22 protein-coding genes are annotated in these 21,882 nt (G+C 46.0%); 19 read left to right on the top strand and 3 right to left on the bottom strand.

Going from position 1 to position 21,882, the window contains the following annotated elements; genetic code table 11:
• Positions 1–85 precede the first annotated feature (85 nt).
• Positions 86–667, bottom strand: coding sequence for a hypothetical protein (locus tag DHAF_RS14515; RefSeq protein ID WP_005812208.1), 582 nt, complete (start codon positions 665–667; stop codon positions 86–88).
• A gap of 189 nt (positions 668–856) precedes the next feature.
• On the opposite strand from DHAF_RS14515, the gene trkA reads away from it, so the two are divergent.
• From trkA to DHAF_RS14495, 4 genes are read left to right on the top strand one after another with little or no spacing between them, the layout of a single operon-like run.
• Positions 857–2,209, top strand: coding sequence for a Trk system potassium transporter TrkA (trkA, locus tag DHAF_RS14510; protein WP_011459869.1), 1,353 nt, complete (start codon positions 857–859; stop codon positions 2,207–2,209).
• A gap of 1 nt (position 2,210) precedes the next feature.
• Positions 2,211–3,671: a TrkH family potassium uptake protein gene (locus DHAF_RS14505; protein ID WP_005812211.1), complete on the top strand. Its 1,461-nt coding sequence runs from the start codon at positions 2,211–2,213 to the stop codon at positions 3,669–3,671.
• A 42-nt stretch (positions 3,672–3,713) separates the two neighbouring features.
• Positions 3,714–5,171: a TrkH family potassium uptake protein gene (locus DHAF_RS14500; protein WP_005812212.1), complete on the top strand. Its 1,458-nt coding sequence runs from the start codon at positions 3,714–3,716 to the stop codon at positions 5,169–5,171.
• A gap of 59 nt (positions 5,172–5,230) precedes the next feature.
• A complete protein-coding gene (locus tag DHAF_RS14495) occupies positions 5,231–6,475 on the top strand; it encodes a DUF401 family protein (RefSeq protein WP_015944293.1) in 1,245 nt (414 codons plus the stop codon).
• Between the two features lie 199 nt (positions 6,476–6,674).
• On the opposite strand, the gene DHAF_RS14490 is transcribed toward DHAF_RS14495, so the two are convergent.
• Together DHAF_RS14490 and DHAF_RS14485 are read right to left on the bottom strand one after the other, a co-directional pair.
• Positions 6,675–7,511: a CvfB family protein gene (locus tag DHAF_RS14490; protein WP_015944292.1), complete on the bottom strand. Its 837-nt coding sequence runs from the start codon at positions 7,509–7,511 to the stop codon at positions 6,675–6,677.
• A 50-nt stretch (positions 7,512–7,561) separates the two neighbouring features.
• Complete coding sequence (locus DHAF_RS14485) at positions 7,562–8,791, bottom strand: aminopeptidase (protein ID WP_015944291.1); 1,230 nt, start codon at positions 8,789–8,791, stop codon at positions 7,562–7,564.
• 301 nt (positions 8,792–9,092) lie between these two features.
• On the opposite strand from DHAF_RS14485, the gene DHAF_RS14480 reads away from it, so the two are divergent.
• The 15 genes from DHAF_RS14480 (at position 9,093) to DHAF_RS14410 (ending at position 21,854) form a co-directional block, all read left to right on the top strand.
• Positions 9,093–9,680, top strand: coding sequence for a DUF1836 domain-containing protein (locus tag DHAF_RS14480; protein WP_011459865.1), 588 nt, complete (start codon positions 9,093–9,095; stop codon positions 9,678–9,680).
• A 46-nt stretch (positions 9,681–9,726) separates the two neighbouring features.
• The gene (locus DHAF_RS14475; protein ID WP_015944290.1) at positions 9,727–10,203 is read left to right on the top strand and encodes an NfeD family protein; all 477 of its coding nucleotides are present in this window, start codon (positions 9,727–9,729) and stop codon (positions 10,201–10,203) included.
• A gap of 39 nt (positions 10,204–10,242) precedes the next feature.
• The gene (gene floA, locus DHAF_RS14470) at positions 10,243–11,244 is read left to right on the top strand and encodes a flotillin-like protein FloA (protein WP_005812222.1); all 1,002 of its coding nucleotides are present in this window, start codon (positions 10,243–10,245) and stop codon (positions 11,242–11,244) included.
• 14 nt (positions 11,245–11,258) lie between these two features.
• Complete coding sequence (locus DHAF_RS14465; protein ID WP_015944289.1) at positions 11,259–11,846, top strand: hypothetical protein; 588 nt, start codon at positions 11,259–11,261, stop codon at positions 11,844–11,846.
• Positions 11,847–12,219: 373 nt separating this feature from the next.
• Positions 12,220–13,317 carry a ribosome small subunit-dependent GTPase A gene (gene rsgA, locus DHAF_RS14460; protein ID WP_015944288.1) on the top strand — a complete coding sequence of 366 codons (1,098 nt, stop codon included), beginning with the start codon at positions 12,220–12,222 and terminating at the stop codon, positions 13,315–13,317.
• A 182-nt stretch (positions 13,318–13,499) separates the two neighbouring features.
• On the top strand, positions 13,500–14,357 hold the full coding sequence (locus DHAF_RS14455) for a DUF6544 family protein (protein ID WP_015944287.1): 858 nt from the start codon (positions 13,500–13,502) through the stop codon (positions 14,355–14,357).
• Positions 14,358–14,501: 144 nt separating this feature from the next.
• Entirely contained in the window at positions 14,502–15,836 is a 1,335-nt protein-coding gene (locus tag DHAF_RS14450) for a D-serine ammonia-lyase (RefSeq protein ID WP_193345603.1), read from the top strand.
• Between the two features lie 44 nt (positions 15,837–15,880).
• Positions 15,881–16,885: a lipoate--protein ligase gene (locus DHAF_RS14445; protein WP_015944285.1), complete on the top strand. Its 1,005-nt coding sequence runs from the start codon at positions 15,881–15,883 to the stop codon at positions 16,883–16,885.
• 23 nt (positions 16,886–16,908) lie between these two features.
• Complete coding sequence (locus tag DHAF_RS14440) at positions 16,909–17,778, top strand: aldo/keto reductase (RefSeq protein WP_015944284.1); 870 nt, start codon at positions 16,909–16,911, stop codon at positions 17,776–17,778.
• Positions 17,779–17,927: 149 nt separating this feature from the next.
• Complete coding sequence (locus tag DHAF_RS14435; RefSeq protein WP_015944283.1) at positions 17,928–18,392, top strand: SRPBCC family protein; 465 nt, start codon at positions 17,928–17,930, stop codon at positions 18,390–18,392.
• 59 nt (positions 18,393–18,451) lie between these two features.
• Entirely contained in the window at positions 18,452–18,802 is a 351-nt protein-coding gene (locus DHAF_RS14430) for a DUF2200 domain-containing protein (protein ID WP_015944282.1), read from the top strand.
• 25 nt (positions 18,803–18,827) lie between these two features.
• Positions 18,828–19,022: a ParB N-terminal domain-containing protein gene (locus tag DHAF_RS14425; RefSeq protein ID WP_015944281.1), complete on the top strand. Its 195-nt coding sequence runs from the start codon at positions 18,828–18,830 to the stop codon at positions 19,020–19,022.
• Between the two features lie 11 nt (positions 19,023–19,033).
• Positions 19,034–20,542, top strand: coding sequence for a carboxypeptidase M32 (locus tag DHAF_RS14420; protein ID WP_015944280.1), 1,509 nt, complete (start codon positions 19,034–19,036; stop codon positions 20,540–20,542).
• Positions 20,543–20,888: 346 nt separating this feature from the next.
• Positions 20,889–21,236, top strand: coding sequence for a cupin domain-containing protein (locus DHAF_RS14415; RefSeq protein ID WP_005816017.1), 348 nt, complete (start codon positions 20,889–20,891; stop codon positions 21,234–21,236).
• A gap of 189 nt (positions 21,237–21,425) precedes the next feature.
• Positions 21,426–21,854 carry a VOC family protein gene (locus DHAF_RS14410; protein ID WP_005816020.1) on the top strand — a complete coding sequence of 143 codons (429 nt, stop codon included), beginning with the start codon at positions 21,426–21,428 and terminating at the stop codon, positions 21,852–21,854.
• Positions 21,855–21,882: the final 28 nt, after the last annotated feature.

Genomic DNA, 21,882 nt, shown 5'->3' with positions numbered 1-21,882 from the left:
TACGCCTGCATGATGAACATCTTAATCAAATGCGGGGTAAAAATCAAGCAGTAAAGGATCCTAAATCAAAATTTCAGCATGGTCTCTAAGGAAGGGAAAGAAGATCTCTGTTCTGAATGTATTGAATAACTTGCGTTTTTTCACCTGCTTCCATGTGAATCAGGGGTTGGACATGTCCATGATTTACCCCGGGCCATTTGAGAAAGATGATCTGATGATAGGTTTCCTTAAGTATAGGATCTCGATAATCTAAACTGATGACGATATAATAAGCATCCAGATCGGGAGCTGCAGGATACAACTGACTGGGATCGAGATGTAAGAGAAGACTTGTGGCGGTATCTCTGGGAATATCATTGACGACACTATAAGTATCGATTAAAATCGGCTGTTCCTGCAAATTTTCAGGAAAAACCAAGGTCTTGCTGGTAAGTTCCGTTGCCGGGTGGGTGCCTACGTTAACAAATTTAAATTCAAAACTGACATCATGGGTCAATTGAATGCTTGGGGATTCTTTGAAGGAAAAGTAAGGCCGTGCTGCCTCTCTTTGAGTCTGCCAGGTATTGATGGTGATAAAAACGCTAATCAGGGATATGATGGCGAAAACTGCCGTCGATCCGGAAACCAAAAAAGTTGACCAGGTAGGTTTTTTAATCTTCTTCAGCATACTTCCCCCAAAATAATTTTTTTGCAATTATATTTATGAGTTATGGGGAGGAAACATTCTTTTCTGGATATTTTTTCTTCTTTAACGGTTTTCGGCAGCAGGTTGGACTTGATAGAACCTGAGCCTTGTACTATGATGATATGAAAGGAAATTCTAAGCTATTGATTTGGTGTGATGGAGGTTATATTAGTGCGTGTGGTAATCGTCGGAGCCGGTAAAGTTGGTTACAGCCTGGCTCAGTATTTAACCCAAGAGGATCATGAAGTTATTGTCATTGAAGAGAATGAAGAACGCAGGGCTATCGTGCAGAATACTTTGGATGTGATGACGATTTCCGGAAACGGCGCCAGTCCAAGAGTGCTGCTGGACCCTGAAGTCCGCAAGGCTGAGCTTATGATTGCCGTAACCGATATGGATGAGGTGAATATGATTGCCTGTATGGCAGCCAAGCAAGTGGGGATTAAAAGGACCATTGCCCGGGTCAGGAATCAGGAGTATGCGGAAAAGGATAAGATTAAGTTTAATGAAGCTTTGGGGATCGACCTGACTATTAATCCTGAGATGGTCACCGCCCTGGAAATAAAACGTATTCTTCTCACCCCATCCGCTCTGGATGTGGAGGACTTTGCCGGAGACAGGGTAAGGATGATCGAAGTAAAAATGCCTTCTGACTCGAAGTTGATTAACACGTCTTTAACCCAATTAACCTTACCCTCCCATACCCTGGTGGCGGGTATCTTAAGAAATGGCCGGATGTTGATTCCTCATGGCTCGGATATGCTATTACCCAATGATTGTGTTTTCTTTGTCGGGGAGGTGTCCGCAATCAAGAAGATTGAGGATCATTTTACGGTCAGAAAATCGAAGGTGGAAAGAGTCCTGATTATTGGGGCCGGCAGAATCGGCCGTCATTTGGCCATGATCCTGGAAAAGTCCGATATAGCCGTGAAGATCATCGATAAGGATATGGAGCGTTGTCAGGAATTGGCGGAATCCTTGGATGAGGGATTGGTTTTATGCGGGGAAGGAACGGATATCGAATTATTGACTGAAGAAGGGGTAGGGGAAGCGGACGCTGTCTTATGCCTGACCGATGATGATAAGCTCAATCTCCTGATTGCCTTACTGGCTAAACATCTGGGTGCGCCGCGGACCTTTGTCCGGGTGGGTCGTCCCGATTATATTTCTCTCATGGAAAAAGTAGGGGTCGATGTCGTCCTATCCCCCCGTATTCTCACGGCCGGAGTGATCCTTCGCTATGTCCGCCGCTCCGATGTAGTCTCTGTGTCTCTTCTGGAAGGGGCCAAAGCGGAAGCCATGGAAATCATCATCCCGCCTTTAAGTCAGGTGACCCATAAAAAATTAAAAGATGCAAAGCTCCCCAAAAACTCGTTGATCGGCAGTATCGTTCGCGATGAAGAAATCATCATCCCTAACGGTGAGACGGTACTGAAGCCGGGAGACAGAGCCATTATCTTTGCCCTGCCGGATACGGTCCCTACTGTTGTTCGATTATTTGAGAATAAATTGGAGAGTAAATAAGATGAATCTTCCAGTCATTCTGGGGTTGCTTGGCAAGCTCCTGGTTATTTATGCAGGCGCCATGTGTATTCCTTTGACCTTGGCCGTTGTTTTAGGGGAATGGAGTGTTTATTCCTTCTTACTTTCAATAATAATTATCGGGATTCCAGGTTTTTTTCTTATGAGGCGGTTTAAGCTCACCGAAATGAAATTTGGGGTCCGGGAAGCCTTTGCAGCTGTCACCGGGGCTTGGCTTCTCGCCTCCTTCACAGGAGCCCTGCCTTATTGGTTTGCCGATGTGGTTCCCACGTATATTGATGCTCTGTTTGAGACGGTATCAGGTCTTACGACCACCGGAGCCAGCGTTATCAGTGATGTGGAGGCTTTACCTCAATCCATCCTTTTGTGGCGGAGCTTAACCCATTGGGTCGGTGGATTGGGAATCATCGTTCTTTTTATTGTATTGCTCCCGAAAACCGGAATGGGATCGGTTCTCCTTTTTAACGCAGAAGTTCCTGGTCCCACGAATGACCGGGTTATGCCGCGTATTCGTGATACCGCGGCTGCTTTATGGAAGATCTATTTGATTTTTACGGCGATCTGCGCTGTGCTGCTCTGGATGGCTGGAATGAGTTTCCTGGACGCGCTGAATCACGCCTTCGCAACCATTGCCACGGGCGGTTTTTCGACTAAAAATACCAGCATTATGTATTACAATAGTTTGACCATCGAAATGATCGTTGCTTTTTTTATGATTTTTTCAGGTGCAAATTTCGTGATTTATTTGACCGTTTGGCGCAAGAAAACTATGAAGGCCTTTCGTAATACAGAATTGATGGTCTATCTGTTGATTATTATAGCGGCCACTTTGCTGATTGCCGGGAGCCTATGGTCTAATGCCGGCAATTCGCCGGGCTATGCTTTTCGCCATGCCTTATTTCAAGTAGCCAGTATTATGACAACCACAGGTTATGCTTCCGTGGATTTCGATCAGTGGCCTTCTATGACCAAAATCATCCTATTTCTCCTTATGTTCATTGGTGGGAGTGCGGGCTCCACCTCAGGAGGGATGAAGGTTTCCCGCATTATTCTTTTGGTTAAAGCCACTTGGGCAGAGCTGAAGAGGGGGATCCATCCCCGGGTTGTCTCCAGTATAAAACTCGATGATAAGGTTATTGATACGGAAAATCTAAGCCGGGTGGGGATTTTTTTCTTTCTCTATATCGTGACCTTTACCGGAGCAAGCATCATTGTTGCGGCAAGCACGGGATTATCGCCCTTCGAGGCCATGAGTGCGGTGGCTGCGACTTTAGGAAATGTGGGCCCGGGGTTTGGAACGGTTGGACCGACTACGACCTTTGCCGGTATCAGCCTCTTAGGGAAGATCGTACTCACAGTGTGTATGCTGTTGGGACGCCTGGAGTTTTTTACTTTGCTCATTATCTTTCGTCCTGAATTTTGGGGAAAGGGAAAGGTTTGGTAGAGGTTTTGACCTCTTGAGTCTTAAGCGAGGGAGCAGAACAGAATGAATTATTCGCTTGTGCAAGGGATCGTTGGCAGGCTTCTCATGGGATATGCCTTGACTATGTTCGTTCCTTTGGTCCTGGCGGCATTTAAGAATGAAGACAGCACGTGGGCTTTTTTACTGACCCTCTTGATTACTGCTTGTCTGGGCGCTGCCATGGTTTATTTTCGGAAACCTACCCAAGAAAAAATGAGTATTAGAGAAAGCTTTGTCATTGTCGGCGGGGCCTGGCTTCTGACCTCTTTGCTCGGGGCTTTGCCCTTTTGGATCTCGGATAGTGTGCCCACTTATATCGATGCTCTGTTTGAATCCGTCTCCGGGTTGACAACCACGGGTTCCAGTGTGATTGATGATGTTGAGGCATTGCCCTTATCCATCCTGCTTTGGCGAAGTATCACCCATTGGCTGGGCGGAATAGGGATTATTGTCCTCTTCATCATTTTGCTGCCCAGTACGGGTTTTGGTGCAGTGCATTTATTCAATGCGGAAGTGCCGGGTCCGTTGGGCAAGCGTACGATGCCCCGGATTCGCGACACAGCAATTACCATTTGGAAAATCTATGCCTTTTTTACCGTCATCCTTGTTGCTCTGCTTATGTTGGCGGGCATGAGTCTGTTTGATGCCATAAACCATGGTTTCTCCACTATTTCTGCCGGGGGATTTTCCACCAAAAATACAAGTATGATGTACTATAATAGCCTGGGGATTGAACTTGTGGTGATCCTGTTTATTATCATTGCCGGGGGGAATTTCCGTATTTATTTGGAGGCTTGGACGAAGAAGAGCTTTAAGCCGTTTAAGAATACGGAGTTTATTACTTATCTTTCGATTATCATGTTCAGCACCTTGCTGATTGTGGGAGGATTATGGCTGACTCACGATAAACCGCCTGATTATGCCGTGCGGCATGCCTTGTTTCAAGTGGTCTCGCTGGTTACGGGGACGGGCTTCGCCTCTACGGATTATAATCAGTGGCCTGCCATTACCAAGTTAACTCTCCTGGCGCTGATGTTTGTCGGCGGGTGCGCCGGTTCCACTACAGGAGGGATGAAAGTATCCCGAATTATGTTGCTTTCGAAGCATGTTTGGGCCGTATTAACCCGCGGATTGCATCCCCGTGCAGTATCCAGCATCAAACTGGATGGGAGAGCTGTGGATGCTGTCGCTGTTAATATGGTCAGTGTGTTTTTCTTCCTTTATGTAGGGATTTTTGCCTTAGCCACTATTGTTATGGCAGGAACAGGACTTGAGCCTTTTGACGCCATGAGTGCGGTAGCTGCTTCATTGGGCAATGTGGGGCCCGGTTTTGGCTTAGTAGGTCCGACCACAACGTATTCGGGTATCACACTCTTCGGTAAATTTATATTGTCACTTTGTATGCTGCTCGGCCGTTTGGAGTTATTTACTTTGCTCATTTTATTGCGTCCCGAGTTTTGGAGAACAAAAGGCGGCTGGTAAACTGAACATGATGGTGTGGTTTAAGTGTCACAGGTACTAAAGAAGGGACGCTGAAGTCTGTGTTTGTCATAGCAAAAATTAGTGTTACATTAGCCATGGTTGTTTGGCTGCTGCGCAAAAAAGTCCAAATCGGCCATGCCATGCTGGCCGGGTCGATAGTCTTATTCCTGATATCATCGCCAACCTTAGGCAAAGCCGATGCCGCCATTCAGACGACCCTGCGGGAGGTCGGCACCTGGGAAGTCGTCTTTGCCATGTATTTTGTCATGTGCCTGGAACACCTTTTGCGGACCACCGGCATTATCGAAGGCTTCATGGCCGCCATGAAACCCTTGCTGCGCAGCGACCGCGTCCTGCTGGCCTTTATGCCCACCTTCCTGGGCTTGCTTCCTTCTTTGGGAGGAGCGATCTTCTCAGCCCCCATGGTAGAGCAGGCAAGCAAGAAATTTTCGCTGTCTCCTGAGAAAAAAGGCGCAATCAATTATTGGTTTCGTCATATTTGGGAGTATGGCAACCCGATTATTCCGGGAGTTCTCCTGGCAAGCCAAATTACAGGCATACCTTTAGGCACCTTTGTGGCCGATATGATCGGCTATACTCTGCTTGCCTTACTCCTTGGGGTGGTATTTATTCTGACGGGCAAAGGGTTTCAGAGTGGGCCTGCTGTCCAAAATGATTCAGTCAAGGATCTAGATTGCGGCAAAAATCAGGCCGATTCTTTAAAGATCAGGAGTCCGTTCCATTATTTTCTGCTTGGAGTAGGTCCCATCCTGGTAAATATTATCTTAGTGGTTGCCTTTGATTTAAGTGCCGCTCTTTCCATGGGCATAGTCGTGTCAGGTATGGTGATCATCCTGGGCTTTACCAGGCAGCAGCTTGTCACCATGCTTCGGGAAGCCTTTGAAAAGAAGATTCTTTGGGGTATTTTGGGCATTTTGTTTTTCCAACATGTCTTAACGGTATCCGGAATCGTCCAGGAGCTTATTGCCTTTTTTCAGGGGACAAATATTCCGGTTGTCGTCATGCTGGGTCTGGGATCTTTGATCGTAGCCTTGCTCACCGGTTCCCCTCAGGGAGCGGTGGCCGTTATTTTCCCCATCCTTTCGGCGTTTTACCCCGGAAATCTGGAGACGGCTACAGTCGCTTATATCATGGCGATTGCCGGAGCTATGCTGTCACCGGCCCATCTCTGTCTGATTGTCACCGCGGAGTATTTCAAAGCCGATCTTTTTAAGATTTTAAAGCCGGTGCTTTTGCTGGAAGTGATGATTTTGACCTTTATGGCGGTTGTTCATTTGATTTAAGGAGCGGCAGAGGATGAAAAGGCGGCTCTGCTGGGGGCGTAGCTTTGCGGGTCCTTTTAGTTTTGTCCGCGCAGCTTATTGAGCGATCAGTGTAAACAAAATCCTGGAGGCCAGCTTTTGACATAAGAGAACGGCAGATACCATCCTCTAAGGGACAGGCGTCTGCCGTTGTTTGTTTTGGCTATCTAAAGCTCATAGCTCAGGGAAGCCGGAGCTCATCACCATGCTTTTTGATGCGCCCGCTCTTGAGCAGGGTTCCCACTGCCCGTTTAAAGGCGGCTTTGCTCAGGTGAAAAACTTTTTCGATCTCCTCGGGGCTGGCTTTTTCATTGAGGGGAAGTATTCCGCCGTGGGCATTCATGGCGTTGATGAGAAGCTCGGCATCCACGTTCATCTGTTGGTGGGAGAGATTGCGGGAAGAAAGGTCCAGTTTTCCGTCGTCCCGGACTCGAATCACACGAGCCTGGACCCGGTCCCCCCATTTGAGATCTGAATAATTTTCCGTACGGGGAATCAGGCCCAGGTATTGATTATCCACTGCTACAAAAACGCCGATGTCGGGATGAATCTGGTAGACGGTTCCTGTAACGGAGTCGCTTTTTTGATAAGGAGAAGCGGAGCTGAGAAAGTCAGTGATATCCGTTGTGGAAGATAAGCGTCCGCTTTTATCTAAATAAAGGTAAACAAGATAACTTTTATCCACTTCTATAGGGTATTTTTGTTCCCGGAAGGGCAGAAAGAGACCTCGTTCCAGGCCAAAGTCCAGGAAAGCGCCAAATTTTGTCTTGGCGGTAACGTTGAGATAGGCAAGTTCTCCCGCTTGGGCTAAGGGCTTTTGGCGTGTAGCGATCAAGCGGTCTTCCGAATCATGGTAAATGAATACCTCTAAATTATCCCCTTCTTTGATGTCGTCAGGGCATTCATTTCCCGGCAGCAGAACATTATCTTTGCGGTTACCTGTCCCGGCATCGAGATAGACCCCAAAAGAGGCAAGGTTAGCTACATTGAGCTGATTGATTTTACCGACCTGGATAATGGGAAGCGCCTCCTTAACATGTTTTAATTGAACGAGACTTTTTTCAGTGATTAAAAGGCAAAGTTCCCCTGAATAAAGATGGGAATCTCCTGACCCTCGGCGGTAACTCCGGTGATGTTCAGATCGGCTGTACCGATCATAAAATCTTCATGAAGCAAAGAATCATTGACTCCGGCTTCCTCTAATTCTTTTTCGCTTAACTTATCTCCGTTTTTCAGAGTGACGGCATAAGCTTTGCCCAGAGCTAAGTGGCAAGCGGCATTTTCATCAAACAGGGTATTGTAGAAGAGGATCTTGGCATTGGAAATAGGGGAATCGTAAGGTACCAGAGCAACTTCACCAAGATAATGAGATCCCTCATCCGTGGTGATGAGGCCTTTTAAGCTTTCTAATCCTTCTTCGGCACTGTAATCAATGACCCGGCCATCTTTAAAGGTCAGGGTAAAATTCTTGATGAGGTTGCCGTTATGATTTAAGGGCATAGAGCTGACGGCCTTGCCGTTGACCCCGGTCTTTTTGGGAAGGGTAAATACTTCCTCCGTGGGCATGTTGGCAATAAATTCAAGGCCTTCTGCTGTGTGCTCTGCACCGGCAAGCCAAAGATGGTCTTCCGGCAGCTCAACCCACAAATCCGTACCTAAAGAATTTTTGAAATGCAGGGTGCGGAAACGATGGGTATTCATAAAATCCATACTCCGTTTAAGGTTTGCTTTGTGCTTATCCCAGGCTTGGACAGGGTCGTCCTGATCGGCCCGAACGGATGCAAAGATGGCCTCCCAAAGCTTTTCCACGGCTGCTTCCGGGCCGGCAGCGGGGAAGACCTTTTGGGCCCAGGCCTGGGTAGGTACGGAAACCACGCACCAGGAGTTCTGATTGCTCATGAGGCGCTCCCGGTGTTCCTTTAAAGCGATGGAGTGAGCTCGCTGCGCTCTCACCATACGTTCGGGATCAACTTCCTTCATAAGTTCCGGATCGGAGGCCGCGATACTCAGGAAAGCTGCCCCTTGCCGGGCATAGTCGACGAAGAAAGCTTTCTGCCATGCGGGGAATTCATCGAAGATTTCCTCCGGACCATGGAGATAGCGAATTTTGGAGGTGAGCTCATCTCCCCAAAAAATGACGACATCTTTCGCACCTTCCTGAAAAGCGATCTCAGAGATCTTGCGGGTGAATTCGGCGCATTCAATAGGCGACTTAATCACCAGAATTTGCTTAGGTTGGAGATTGATACCGGTTTTAACGACAAGGCGTGCGTATTTATCGAGAAATTGTTTATTCATGCTGGTTGGCTCCTTTCCAATTTCGTGGACATAAATTACCTCTAATGAAAGATTATAGCATATCCTCCTTAAGGAAGTGAACTCAAAGCCGGTGAAGGTGAAGAAAATTATTCCGAAAAGAGTTCGAAAGACTATTGACATATGGTCATAATGAACTTATAATATAGTTAATGAGATTGCTAAATGAGTTAAACATAATAGTTAAATGAGTTAATATTGATAGTGTAGTTGTCTTGCCCTGGCACTGGCAGCGCTGGACAGGATTGTTGAAGGTAAATATAGAAAAGGAGGTGATCAATTTATGAATCATCTTAAGGAGATTATGGAAATAGCCAATCATTTTGAACCGAAAAAGAAAGCTTTGCCTTATCTGGAACTGGATTCGATGATGCTTTCTCAGGTAGTGGAAGTGGCACACCGGGTTGCCCAGAATGATATTAATAACACCCATATCCAGAATTGGGTGAAGAGGAAGTACCTGCCTAATCCACAGAAGAAGAAATATACCCGGGAGCAGGTTGCCAATATTCTTCTGATCAACGATTTAAGAAATATTCTATCCCTTGAAGAAGCATCCCAATTATTGAGCTTTGTCAACTTGAATCTTGAAGATAACAGCGATGATCGTATTAATCCCGCCAAGCTCTATAGGTATTACAGCGAGATCTTTGATCTCTCGCAAAAGGATTGGGTCACCTCTCTTGAGCAATTGCCTAAGGAAGTCAATCAGATTCTTGCTGGTGAAGATCTTAGCGAAGATGACAAAGACAAAGTAGCAGCGACTCTGGTTATTTTAGATCTTTTGGCCAGGGCAAACCTCTATAAACAGATAGCTCAGCAATGGCTGAAGAATATTTCCCGGGCCGGCACTCCAGGAGAAGAGTCCTGATAAACAAGCATAGATACATGGATAAGATGAGAGGAGGGAAGAATTTATGGTGACAGGTGGAGTTGTGGCGCTGGTTATTTTAGGTTTATCTTTTTTGTTTTTGGAGATTTTTATTCCTGGTGGAATTCTGGGCATAGCAGGACTGGTGCTTTTATCGGCAGGAATTTTCCTGACGGCAGAATCGGCTTTGCATGGAGTAGCCTACGTCTGCACAATGCTGCTCATCCTGGGAATCCTTGTGGCTTTGAGTTTTCGCTTTCCCCGCACCCGGCGGTTCTGGCAGAGGTTTTCCTTAAATGCCAAGCAATCCAATCGAGAAGGTTATGTTGCCCCCACCGTGGATCTGGAGAGTTATGTCGGTTGCGAAGGAGTGGCTATCAGCCCTTTGCGTCCAGCCGGAACAGCGGATTTTGACGGCAAGAGATTGGATGTTGTTACGGAAGGAGGTTTCATCGACACTCACAGCCGTGTCAAGGTTATTGCTGTAGAAGGGACACGGGTTGTGGTCCGGCAAATGTCTTAGTAGATTATAATAAATGGAGGTGGAGCCCTTTTTGGGCGAATGAATATGCCAATCGAAGTTTTAATGCCAATTATTCTTTTAGCGTTAGCTTTAATTCTCATCAGTGTTGTATTTACATTTATTCCGGTAGGTCTCTGGATCTCAGCTTTGGCTGCAGGTGTTAATGTAGGGATTTTTACCTTGGTTGGAATGCGGTTAAGACGTGTTACACCTTCCCGGATCGTCAATCCTTTGATTAAAGCTCATAAAGCGGGCTTACGTGTGACTACGGCCCAGCTGGAAGCCCATTATCTGGCCGGCGGTAATGTAGACAGAGTCGTCAATGCTTTGATTGCAGCAGAACGTGCAGCCATTCCTCTTCAATTTGAAAGAGCAGCCGCTATCGATTTGGCGGGCCGTGATGTATTGGAAGCGGTGCAAATGTCCGTTAATCCGAAAGTCATTGAAACGCCCGTTGTCTCCGCTGTGGCTAAGAATGGAATTGAGCTTCGTGTCAAAGCCCGGGTAACTGTGCGTGCCAATATCGATCGTCTCGTCGGTGGGGCAGGAGAGGAAACCATTATCGCCCGTGTCGGAGAAGGTATTGTCACCAGTATTGGTTCATCCCTGTCTCATGAGAAAGTCCTGGAAAACCCGGACATGGTATCCCGTACGGTTTTGGCTAAAGGCTTAGACTCAGGAACGGCCTTTGAGATTCTCTCCATTGATATTGCCGATGTGGATGTGGGTAAGAATATCGGTGCCCAACTGCAAACAGACCAAGCGGAGGCAGATAAACGCATTGCCCAGGCCAAAGCTGAAGAGCGCCGTGCTATGGCGGTAGCCAAAGAACAGGAAATGATTGCCTATGTTCAGGAAATGCGTGCCAAAGTTGTTGAAGCTGAATCCGAAGTGCCCAGAGCTTTAGCGGAAGCATTAAAAGAAGGCAAACTGGGAGTTATGGATTATTACACTATGCAAAACATTATGGCTGATACGAGTATGCGGGATAACATTGCTCGTTCCAGCAACTCCAACACTGACTCCAACCCGAAAAAGTAGGGTGGTGACATGATATGGATCTATTCTCATGGATACCGATTATAATTTTCATCTATGCAGTATCCACGATCTTCAGCCCGAATAAGAAAAAACCGCAAAACCGACGCCCACCCACTACCCGGCCTCAGGGACAGCAGAGCGACCGTACTCCTTATTCACGTCAGGAGACCAAGCCTGCCCGGTCTGGCTGGCGGGAAATGTTTGAAGAGCTGGAGCGGGAATTGTTTCCTAAAGAAGAACCCATCGATCGGCCTTCCCGTCCTTCACCTGCCCCAAGATATCCAAGCACCCCTCAAAGCTATGGCAGAGAAGGCAGCGAAAGGGTTGAGGGCTTTTCTACGGAAGGGACTTGGGGAACGGAAGGAACCGCCGGTGTTGAAGGCAGTGTGGGCAGTGAAGGAATGTGGGGAAGCGAGGGATCCAAGGAATCCCTTGGGAAGCCTGAAGGGAAACCAAGGTATGCTTCTGCTAAGCCCGTAGAACAGGAAAAGCCGGTTTTCCCGGCTGTGTCTGATAATCCTCTTGTCCAAGGGATCATTTGGGCAGAGGTGCTGGGTAAGCCGCGGGCTTACAATAAATATGCCTATAACCGCAGAATTTAACCTGGTGCAAAGCTATAGATGAATTGAACAAAAGATAAGATTGGGGATTAATCGCCTGAGTGTAAAAACTTGGGCGCTTTTTTTCATACCGGGCCTCTGGGGAAGCTTGATTAATTTCTCATTAAGCGTACAATAAGTATAGCTTATCCTCAGTGAGGATAAGGGCGGCTGGCCTTCGGCTGGGATTGAAACCCACCTGAAGCCAAGCCTGCCTAATAGATGGAGAGGTGTTGAATTATGGTAAATAAAGAGTCGGTCATTGTCTTAGGGTCCATGCAAAGTTTCAACGTCACGAAAGGACCTATTTTTAGCTGACGCTCTCACCTAAAACGGGACTTCCGTGACCATTTCAGAAGTCAAGGAGGATTCCCATTTGAATTGTCAATATGAACTTAAAGAACTGGGTTGGAATGATGCTTGGCAGGAGCTTTTTCAACCTTATTTAAAGTCTGGTTTCCATCCAGGCCGTGTCGCGGCGGAATATCGCGATCGATTTAAAGTATGGACGGAATTTGGCGAGGTCTGGGCCGTCGTTTCCGGAAAAATGCGTTATACCGCTTTGGAGCGCAGTGATTTTCCTGCGGTAGGAGATTGGGTCGTTCTGGAAGGCAGGGCAGAGAGTATAAAAGATCATGAGGATCAGGATGTTATCATTCAGAGCATACTGCCCAGAAAAAGCAAGTTTTCCCGCAAAGCTGCCGGAAAAACCTCGGCTGAGCAAATTGTTGCCACCAACATCGACACAGTGTTTCTCGTCAATGCGTTGAATTTCGATTTCAATGTGCGCAGAATTGAACGTTACCTTACCCTTGCCTGGGAGAGCGGGGCTAATCCCGTGCTTGTTTTGAGCAAGACGGATCTTTGCGATGATGTTCAGGAAAAAGTCAGTCAAGTTCAAGATGCCGCCCCCGGTGTGGATATTTTGCCCATAAGCTGTGCTACAGGAGATGGAGTAAGTGCCATAGCTCCCTATATCCGGCAGGGGCAGACCATTGCTTTGCTGGGCTCATCAGGAGCCGGCAAGTCCACCTTGGTCAACTATCTCCTGGGCCAAAATGTTCAGCTCACTTATGAAGTCCGGGAAAAAGATAGCCGGGGCCGCCACACCACCACTTCCCGGGAGCTTTTTCTCCTGCCCCAGGGTGGGGTGTTGATCGATACTCCAGGCATGCGGGAGATTCAGCTTTTTGGCAGCGGGGAAGGCTTGAGTGAAGCTTTTGAAGATATCGCGGCCTATGCCGGGAACTGCCGTTTCTCCGATTGTCAGCATGAAAGTGAGCCTGGCTGCGCCGTGCAAAAGGCTATTGCTGAAGGAATGCTCAGCGAAGAACGCTATGAAAGCTTTAAGAAGCTGCAGCGGGAAGCCCGCTATATTTCCCGCAAGACCAATCTTCATGAACAGCTTGAAGAAAAGAAGAAATGGAAAAAGATCACTCAGCAGATCAAAGAGCACTATCAGACGAAGCGCTAGGGATTAACCCCAATTGAATAGCGTTCTATGGAATAGGTTCAATGGCACGGTTTCAATGAAGTGAATCGTAAAAGGCTGTAGGAAAGGGTCATCTGATCCTTTCCCCACCTCGCTATGTGAATAGTATAACTTGACTTGGAGTGATATAGCTAAGTGATATCAATGAGTGAGGGGGATTTCCTGTGGGAAAAATTCTTTTGGTCATTCTCGCCATAATTCTCATGATTTTTATAGTCTGTGCCGCTGTAACCACAATTGCCAAATTTCAGTTTGCCCAAAGGGTCGCTGAGGAAGTTGACCAATTTTATAAGGGGATAGAAGATGCTCAAGGGACTGTGCAGCTTTCTGATCTAGAGAAACTTCCCCCTGCTGTTCAAAAATGGCTTCTGCACTCTCAGGTTGTGGGAAAAGAGCGGGTGATAGCCGCAAGGACAAAACAGGAGATAAGTTTAAGGTTAAAGGCCGATCAGCCCTGGATGAAGGGGGAGGTTGAGCAGTATTTCCGCATGGCCGAACCTGGGTTTATATGGCATACCGATATTCAAATGGCGCCTTTGCTCCATATATCAGGCCGGGATAAGTATGTTGACGGATATGGTAAGATGCTGATTAAAGCACTGTCCCTGGTCACTGTGGCCGACGGTCAGGGGAAGGAAATCGATCAAGGGTCTCTCCTGCGCTATCTTGCTGAGATGATGTGGTTTCCCGCAGCGGCATTAAATGATTATATTCAGTGGCGGGAGCTGAGCGATACATCTGCTGAAGCAACCATGAGTTATGAAGGGGTAACCGCTTCAGGAATCTTCACCTTTAATGAGCAGGGTGAAGTGCTCAGCTTCGAAGCCGAACGCTACGGAGAATTTGATGGTGAATACCGTCTGGAGACATGGGCTTGTACCATCCAAGAGCATCAGGGGTTTAAGGGGATGATTGTTCCTTCCCAAGGGGATCTCATCTGGAAACTGGATTCGGGAGATTTCCAATGGTATCACTTTAAAGTCAAAGAACTGGAATACAATAAGCCTTTTCGATATCAGTGATAAGAATAGTGGGGAAGATATTGGCGGTGAAACAGATTAGGGCCTGGCTCCTGATCTGTTTTTATTAATAAAGTCGGGATATAATGTTCTAGAAGGAAGCAAAGGAAAGCAAAGCAAAGGAGGAATGAGGTGAACAAGCGAGACATGACAGGGAAAAGCCCTGAGGTTATACCCCATACCCCCGTGGTGCAGGATTTGAGAGCAGCCCGGGAAATTTTCTGGATTAATCCTCATTATCGGGCAACTAAGGAATTCAAGGAGGCCCAATTCGGAATCAGTCTCTCCGATATTCACGATGCAGAAGAACGATTGCGGCGTTTTGCTCCTTACCTGGCTAAAGCCTTCCCGGAGACACAACCGGCTCAAGGTCTCATCGAGTCCCCTATTGTCCCTATAAAAAGGATGCAGAGCTATTTGGAATCCCGTTATGGCGTTCAGATACCCGGAGATATCTGGCTGAAATGCGATCATCAGCTGCCGATTTCCGGCTCTATCAAGGCGCGGGGTGGGATTTATGAAGTTCTCAAACATGCCGAAGAAACTCTTATTAAACAGGGCCTATTGACCAGGGAAGACGATTATGCCAGGTTAAAGGATTCTTCGTTCAGAGATGTTTTGTCTCATTATAAAATTGCTGTGGGTTCCACAGGAAATCTCGGGTTGAGCATCGGCGTGATGGGAGCTGAATTGGGCTTTAAAGTCACTGTCCATATGTCTGCCGATGCCAAAGGGTGGAAAAAAGCACTTTTGCGCTCCAAGGGAGTGGAGGTGATTGAATACACCTCCGACTATAGTAAGGCTGTGGAAGAAGGCCGCAGGCAGGCTGAAGGTGATTCCCGCTGTCACTTTATTGACGATGAAAATTCCCGGGATCTGTTTTTAGGCTATGCTGTAGCAGGACTGAGGCTTAAGGAGCAATTAGAAAAATTGAACCGCAAGGTTGATGCCGACCACCCTCTTTTTGTTTACCTGCCCTGTGGGGTGGGAGGGGGACCGGGGGGAGTGACCTTTGGCTTAAAGCAGGTGTTCCAGGAGCATGTTCATTGTTTCTTTGCCGAGCCGACTCATTCTCCCTGTATGGTGTTGGGATTAGCGACAGGGCTTCATGATGGCATCGCTGTTCAGGATATTGGGCTGGATAACAAGACCGAAGCCGATGGGTTGGCCGTAGGCAGAGCTTCCCGCTTCGTAGGCAAGATCATGGCAGGCTTGCTGAGCGGGGCCTTCACCGTGGAGGATGCAGAACTTTTCCGCTTGCTGCAGGCTCTTGATCATGCAGAGGGGATACAATGCGAGCCTTCGGCTTTGGCAGGAATGGCCGGTCCGGCCCGGCTCCTGCTGTGTAAGGAAGGCCTTCAATATATCAGGGAGCACCGGCTTGAAGAGGGATTGAAAAAGGGAACCCATCTGATTTGGGCGACCGGCGGCAGTCTCGTCCCTGAGGAAGTGATGAAGGACTATCTGTCACGAGGAAAATAGAGGGTTATTTCAGGTAATACTAATCGATAAGGAGGGGGGTCCCCATGTCTTGCCCGGTAAAAACTAAAATTGTGCTGTCTGATTCATTTGATCCCTGGCACAATCTGGCCTTGGAAGAATTCCTTTTACATAAGGTGGAGAAAGATCAGATTCTCCTTTATCTATGGCAAAATCAAAACACCGTAGTTATCGGAAGAAATCAAAATCCCTGGCAGGAATGCCGCTGTACCCTTCTTGAAGAAGATGGAGGAAAACTGGCCCGTCGTCTTTCCGGGGGCGGGGCGGTTTTTCATGATTTAGGCAATCTCAATTTTACCTTTATTATGGATCGGGAGCTTTATGATTTGCACAAACAGCTCCAGGTTATCTTAGGGGGAGTAAACAGTTTAGGAATTCAAGCCGAATTTACCGGCCGCAATGATCTGACTGTGGAGGGAAAGAAGTTTTCGGGGAATGCTTTCTATTTTGAAAAAGATAAAGCATACCACCACGGTACGGTTCTTGTTCATGTGGACGGGGAAAAAGTGGGGAAATACCTTCAGGTATCCAAGGAAAAAATGGCGGCCAAGGGAGTACAGTCGGTTCAATCCCGGATCACCAACCTCCGCAATTATTTACCGGATTTGTCCATTGAGGAGATGAAGGGAACTCTGATGGCAAGCTTTCAAAGCCTCTATGGTGCCTGTCCGGAGCCTCTGCGTATAAAGGATACGGATTATGACCTGGGCGGACTTTATGAAAAATACGCTTCCTGGGATTGGCGCTACGGTAAGACGCCCCAATTTGACCTTGTCCTGGAGACCCGTTTTCCCTGGGGAGGGATAGAATTAGGCTTTACTCTGCGCCAAGGCAAGATTATTGGCTCAACCATCTATTCTGATGCTATGAATGCACACCTCATCCAGGAGATCAGTGCTTCATTTCTTAACCGGACTCTGAATAGTAGTGAATTGCTTCTTGCCTTGGAATCACTTCAGGTTCAGGAAGAAGATCTGATGATTCTTCAGGATATGAAAGAATGGATTGGCGAAAAGATTAAAGACGTTTAAGGGAGGAAAGGAAGGTAGAGAGAATGAATCAGAAAAAGATCCTCCGGGAAGTCCTTCTGCCCGATGGAACCAAACTGCCCAAACTCGGCCAGGGGACCTGGTATATGGGGGAGAAAAGCCGGCTATGGCAGCAAGAGGTTAAAGCTCTGGCCATGGGAATCGAGTACGGAATGACCCTGATCGATACGGCTGAGATGTATGGAGAGGGAGCGGCGGAGGAATTAGTGGGAGAAGCGATCAAGCCTTATCCTCGGGAAACCCTCCATATCGTCTCGAAAGTCTATCCTCATCATGCCGGGCGCAAGACGATCTTCAAAAGCTGTGAGGCTTCTTTAAGGCGTCTTGGCCTGGACTATCTTGATCTGTATCTGCTCCACTGGCGGGGAAATATCCCCCTTGAAGAGACTGTGGAGTGCATGAACGAGTTAGTGGCTCAAGGAAAGATCAAGCATTGGGGCGTGTCCAATTTTGATACGGAGGATATGGAAGAGCTTTGGCAAACACCCGGAGGGGATCGGTGCTCAACGAATCAAGTGCTCTACCACTTAAATTCCCGGGGGACTGAATATGATTTGCAGCCATGGCTCAAAGCGCACCGGCTGCCGATGATGGCTTACTGCCCCATGGCTCATAATCTGAGCACACGGCAAAGAATAGCCCAAAACCCAGTAGTTCAGGAGATTGCCCAAAACTATGGCCTGACTGTGGAGCAGATACTCCTTTGCTTTGTCTTGGGGCAGGAGAATGTTATGGCCATACCCAAGGCTTCTCAACCCGACCATGTCAAGGATAATGCCCAGGTTTACGATATCTCGATCCATGAGGAAGATTGGCAAAGAATTAATCTCGCTTTTCCTGCCCCCCAACATAAAACTTATTTGGATATATTATAATACTGCGGATAGAGATCGATATCTTACATACATGATACTGTGAGAATAGGCTTGTGTGATTTGATAGCCACATTCGGACTATTTATATTTGTAGCATAATAGTAGGTAATGCGTTATTGGCAAGATAAACGATAAAAGGAGATTGACTTGTGGAACAAACAATACCAATCTGTATACCTGATTTATCATTGCGGCCATTTAATCTTTCTGTAGAGAGGGCGATGTCATTTCCACCCGATATATTATACCGCGCCTGGACTGAACAGTTTGACCTCTGGTTCGCAGAGCCGGATTCAGTCCTGATGAAAGGTGAAGTTAACACTGTTTTTTACTTTGAAACAGCCTATGAGGGGAACCGTCATCCTCACTATGGCCGTTTTCTTAGGCTTATGCTCGGCCAACTGGTTGAACTTACATGGCTAACAGGTGCTGAGGGAACCAAAGGTGCTGAAACAGTTGTGACTGTGGAATTAAAAGAGGTTGAGGGTGGAACAATATTACGATTAAATCATGCAGGGTTTTCAGATGAAGAATCGAGGGATAGGCATGAACAAGCATGGCCTTTGGTTCTTGCTCAATTGGAGGATAGGTTGATGAAGGTCTCTCATAGTTAGTGTCCAGTATTTGGATAATGTGTCATTGTTCTTGATAAAAAGTAAAGGAGAATTCCCCAATGGAGAAACCGCGAATTTATACAATGTCTTTTTCCAGCATCTATCCGCTCTATCTACAAAAAGCAGAGAAAAAAGGAAGAACACAAAAAGAAGTAAATGAAATCATCTTTTGGCTTACCGGTTATGATGAACAGTCATTGCAACAGCAAATAACTGATGAAGTGGATCTGGAAACCTTCTTCAAACAAGCACCTCGTATTAATCCCAATGCTTCACTCATCAAAGGAGTGATTTGTGGATATCGGGTGGAAGAGATAGAAGATGAATTAATGCGGCAAGTCCGATATTTAGATAAACTAATTGACGAGTTGGCTAAAGGTAAAGCAATGCAGAAAATATTAAGAGAGTGAACCAAGAGCTGCGGAGAACCACGGGATGAAAGAGGTCGGAGATGAGGTGACACCACTTTGCTTTATCGCCATCACCCGAAAAGGTGTAAATCCCAGACTGACCGAAGCGCAGAAGCGGGCATATATCATTGTGGATAACCGGCTCGCCATGAACGCGGGCCGGCCCAGCCACCTTTTTGCCCAAGCTTGCTTGGCGTGGCAAAAAGGGCAGCATGAATAAAGGAGATCAAAATGAATAAAAAAGCAATTGTGGAAATTGAAGAATTGAAAGAATATCTTAAAAAAGTAGAGTATCTGAGCAGTTCTATTTCATTATTGCATTGGGATAGCGTTGTTAATATGCCCAAAGAGGCAATTGAATACAGAAGCGAAATGATTGGATACTTAACAGGGGAGAGTTACAAGCTTACTACATCGGAAAAAATGAAAGAGTTTATCGATTATTTTAATGGAATTAATGATTTAGACGATTTAACCAAAGCCATAATAGAAAATATAACGAAAGATTATAACAACGCAACGAAAATACCGGAAGCGGAATACGTTCAATATGAAATTGATAAGGCGCTCTCCCAAAGTGCGTGGGAGGAAGCGAAAAAGAAAAAGGACTTTTCGATTTTCAAGCCGCACCTTGCTAAGATTATCGCTTATAATAAAAAGTTCTCGGAATACTGGGGTTTTGCCGGCAATAAGTATGATGGTCTTTTAGATATTTATGAGCCCGGAATGACAACAGAAAGGCTTGATGCAGTATTTGGAGAGTTGAGAGAATCCCTCGTTTATTTACTGCAAAGAATTAAAAACTCGAATGTCAAAACGGATGATGCTTTTTTAAAAGGAAATTACTCGGTTGAAAGCCAGAGAAAGCTAGGGGAAACCATTTTAGGCCAGATCGGTTATGATTACGAAAAAAGAGGAAGAATCGATATCTCTGAGCACCCGTTTACGACGAACTTTGGGAATAAGGATGTCAGGATAACCACAAAATACGATACCTCGGATTTCAGGCCTGCAATCTTCTCTATGATTCACGAGGGCGGCCATGGAATCTATGAACAAAATATTCCGGACGAACTTGAGGGAACTTCTTTAGGTTCAGGCGCATCAATGGGTATGCACGAATCGCAATCCCGGTTTTATGAAAATATCCTTGGGAAAAGCATGGAGTTTTGGAGCTATTTTTATCCGAAATTTCAAAAAACCTATCAAGACCTCGAAGGGGTGGACTTTATATCGTTTTACCGGGCCGTCAACTGCGTGGAGCCATCTTTAATTCGGATTGACGCAGATGAATTGACTTATAGTCTTCATATCATCATTCGCTATGAAATGGAAAAGCTCCTGATAAACAGTGATATTGACATTGATGACGTTCCGAGGCTTTGGAATGAAAAATATAAAGAGTATCTGGGTGTGGAACCGGAAAACGATGCGGACGGAGTATTGCAGGACGTTCATTGGTCCGGCGGTGATTTTGGGTATTTTCCAACCTATGCACTCGGAAACTTGTATGGGGCCCAAATTTTCAATAAGCTGAAAGAGGAAATTCCAGATTGGAATCAAAAAATCTACAGCGGAGACTTTTTGTCTATTACGAAATGGTTAAAGGAAAATGTTCATCAGTATGGTGCAACATTAAAGCCGACGGAATTAATCAAGAAAATTACGGGTGAGGAACTGAGTGCAAAATACTTTATAGAGTATCTCAACGATAAATTCGGCAAGTTATATGGTGTATAAGCCGGACGAGCATAATCGGCAGTCAGATGAAGAGAATTTACAATTTGATCAGAAAGAATGATTTCAAAAAATTTATTATCAGGCAAGAAAATTAAGGTAGCCCTATTGATCTCTATACGATCTTTGTAATCTATTTTATGTTCTTCGGGTTAGGAAGATCACAGTTTAACATGGCACATCAAGAATATCGTTATCAGATAGTTCCCACTGGGATACCTTTTATGGTTTTCCAAACATTTAAGCTTTGATCTTCTGGGGTTATGGCTTTTTAGCTTGGGAAACTAGTTATTATATCCAAAATAGGGGTATATTAAAATTTAGGTTTAAATTAAAGGAGGGTTTATCTATGAATAAGTTTATTTTCAATGATTATTTTCATGAGCCCCAAGGAAAAATCGCCAAGCGGATGCTTTTCAAAAGCGATAATGTCATTGCCTTTGTTCTAAACATTGCAAAAGGGGAAATACTGCCGGGACACACCCATCTGGAATCAACCCTTTTCCTGCAGGTCATGGAGGGTAATGCCAAGGTTGTCACGGATGGCAATGAGACCTCGTTGCAGGTGGGCGAGTTAATGCAGGTTGATGGGCAGGAAAGCTTGCAGGTTATAAACATCGGCGAAGATGTCTTGCGCCTTTATGTCACAATTTCACCAATGGGTTCAGAGGCTTTTGCAACAGATGCCAATGTTTAATGATTTATCTTTGTCCTTGCTATGTGAAGAACTTTTTTTCCCACTATTGCTTCAAAAAGACATATCATTCCGCGTGGATGGTATGCCTTTTTTTACATTAAAATGTGATATTATGGATTTAAAGATATTGCATCATGCAGGTAAATAGGAGGTTAAGGTGTAGATTATTTATTGGGAGGTATTAGCGTTATGGATGATGAAGAATTGAAAATCAAAATGTACTCATTTACAGTGGATTGCAAAGACCCCCATGAATTAGCAAAATTTTATGGAGCGTTGCTCAAGTGGGAAATAATGTTTATCGATGAAGATTGGGCATGTGTATACGCTCCAGGAACCAATCAGGGAGCATATCCCGGTATATTGTTTCAACGGAATCCTGAGTATAAACCGCCTGTGTGGCCGGAAAAGCCTGAAGCTCAACAGCAAATGGCACATATAGACTTCGCCGTTAATGATTTAGAAAAAGCAGTTCAATATGCAATCCATTGTGGAGCAACAATCGCAGATGAGCAATTTTCTAATAATTGGAGAGTTATGCTTGACCCCGCCGGACACCCTTTTTGCTTATGTGAAATGAAATCAATGATCGAGAGTGCCCATTTTGCGTTGTTATAGAAAATCACGATATTCCTGTAAATCTGAA

The sequence above is a fragment of the Desulfitobacterium hafniense DCB-2 genome, from assembly GCF_000021925.1.
GTDB lineage: Bacteria > Bacillota > Desulfitobacteriia > Desulfitobacteriales > Desulfitobacteriaceae > Desulfitobacterium > Desulfitobacterium hafniense.
The sequence above is the reverse complement of the archived record's forward strand: the minus strand, read 5'-3'. Positions and strand labels throughout refer to the sequence as shown.

Bases quoted from the DNA above. Each gene is read 5' to 3' on its own strand.
- DHAF_RS14515 (WP_005812208.1), bottom strand. From the start codon at position 667: ATGCTGAAGAAGATTAAAAAACCTACCTGGTCAACTTTTTTGGTTTCC.
- DHAF_RS14505 (WP_005812211.1), top strand. From the start codon at position 2,211: ATGAATCTTCCAGTCATTCTGGGGTTGCTTGGCAAGCTCCTGGTTATT.
- DHAF_RS14500 (WP_005812212.1), top strand. From the start codon at position 3,714: ATGAATTATTCGCTTGTGCAAGGGATCGTTGGCAGGCTTCTCATGGGA.
- DHAF_RS14485 (WP_015944291.1), bottom strand. From the start codon at position 8,791: ATGAATAAACAATTTCTCGATAAATACGCACGCCTTGTCGTTAAAACC.
- DHAF_RS14480 (WP_011459865.1), top strand. From the start codon at position 9,093: ATGAATCATCTTAAGGAGATTATGGAAATAGCCAATCATTTTGAACCG.
- DHAF_RS14475 (WP_015944290.1), top strand. From the start codon at position 9,727: ATGGTGACAGGTGGAGTTGTGGCGCTGGTTATTTTAGGTTTATCTTTT.
- floA (WP_005812222.1), top strand. From the start codon at position 10,243: ATGAATATGCCAATCGAAGTTTTAATGCCAATTATTCTTTTAGCGTTA.
- DHAF_RS14465 (WP_015944289.1), top strand. From the start codon at position 11,259: ATGGATCTATTCTCATGGATACCGATTATAATTTTCATCTATGCAGTA.
- DHAF_RS14450 (WP_193345603.1), top strand. From the start codon at position 14,502: ATGACAGGGAAAAGCCCTGAGGTTATACCCCATACCCCCGTGGTGCAG.
- DHAF_RS14445 (WP_015944285.1), top strand. From the start codon at position 15,881: ATGTCTTGCCCGGTAAAAACTAAAATTGTGCTGTCTGATTCATTTGAT.
- DHAF_RS14440 (WP_015944284.1), top strand. From the start codon at position 16,909: ATGAATCAGAAAAAGATCCTCCGGGAAGTCCTTCTGCCCGATGGAACC.
- DHAF_RS14430 (WP_015944282.1), top strand. From the start codon at position 18,452: ATGGAGAAACCGCGAATTTATACAATGTCTTTTTCCAGCATCTATCCG.
- DHAF_RS14425 (WP_015944281.1), top strand. From the start codon at position 18,828: ATGAAAGAGGTCGGAGATGAGGTGACACCACTTTGCTTTATCGCCATC.
- DHAF_RS14420 (WP_015944280.1), top strand. From the start codon at position 19,034: ATGAATAAAAAAGCAATTGTGGAAATTGAAGAATTGAAAGAATATCTT.
- DHAF_RS14415 (WP_005816017.1), top strand. From the start codon at position 20,889: ATGAATAAGTTTATTTTCAATGATTATTTTCATGAGCCCCAAGGAAAA.
- DHAF_RS14410 (WP_005816020.1), top strand. From the start codon at position 21,426: ATGGATGATGAAGAATTGAAAATCAAAATGTACTCATTTACAGTGGAT.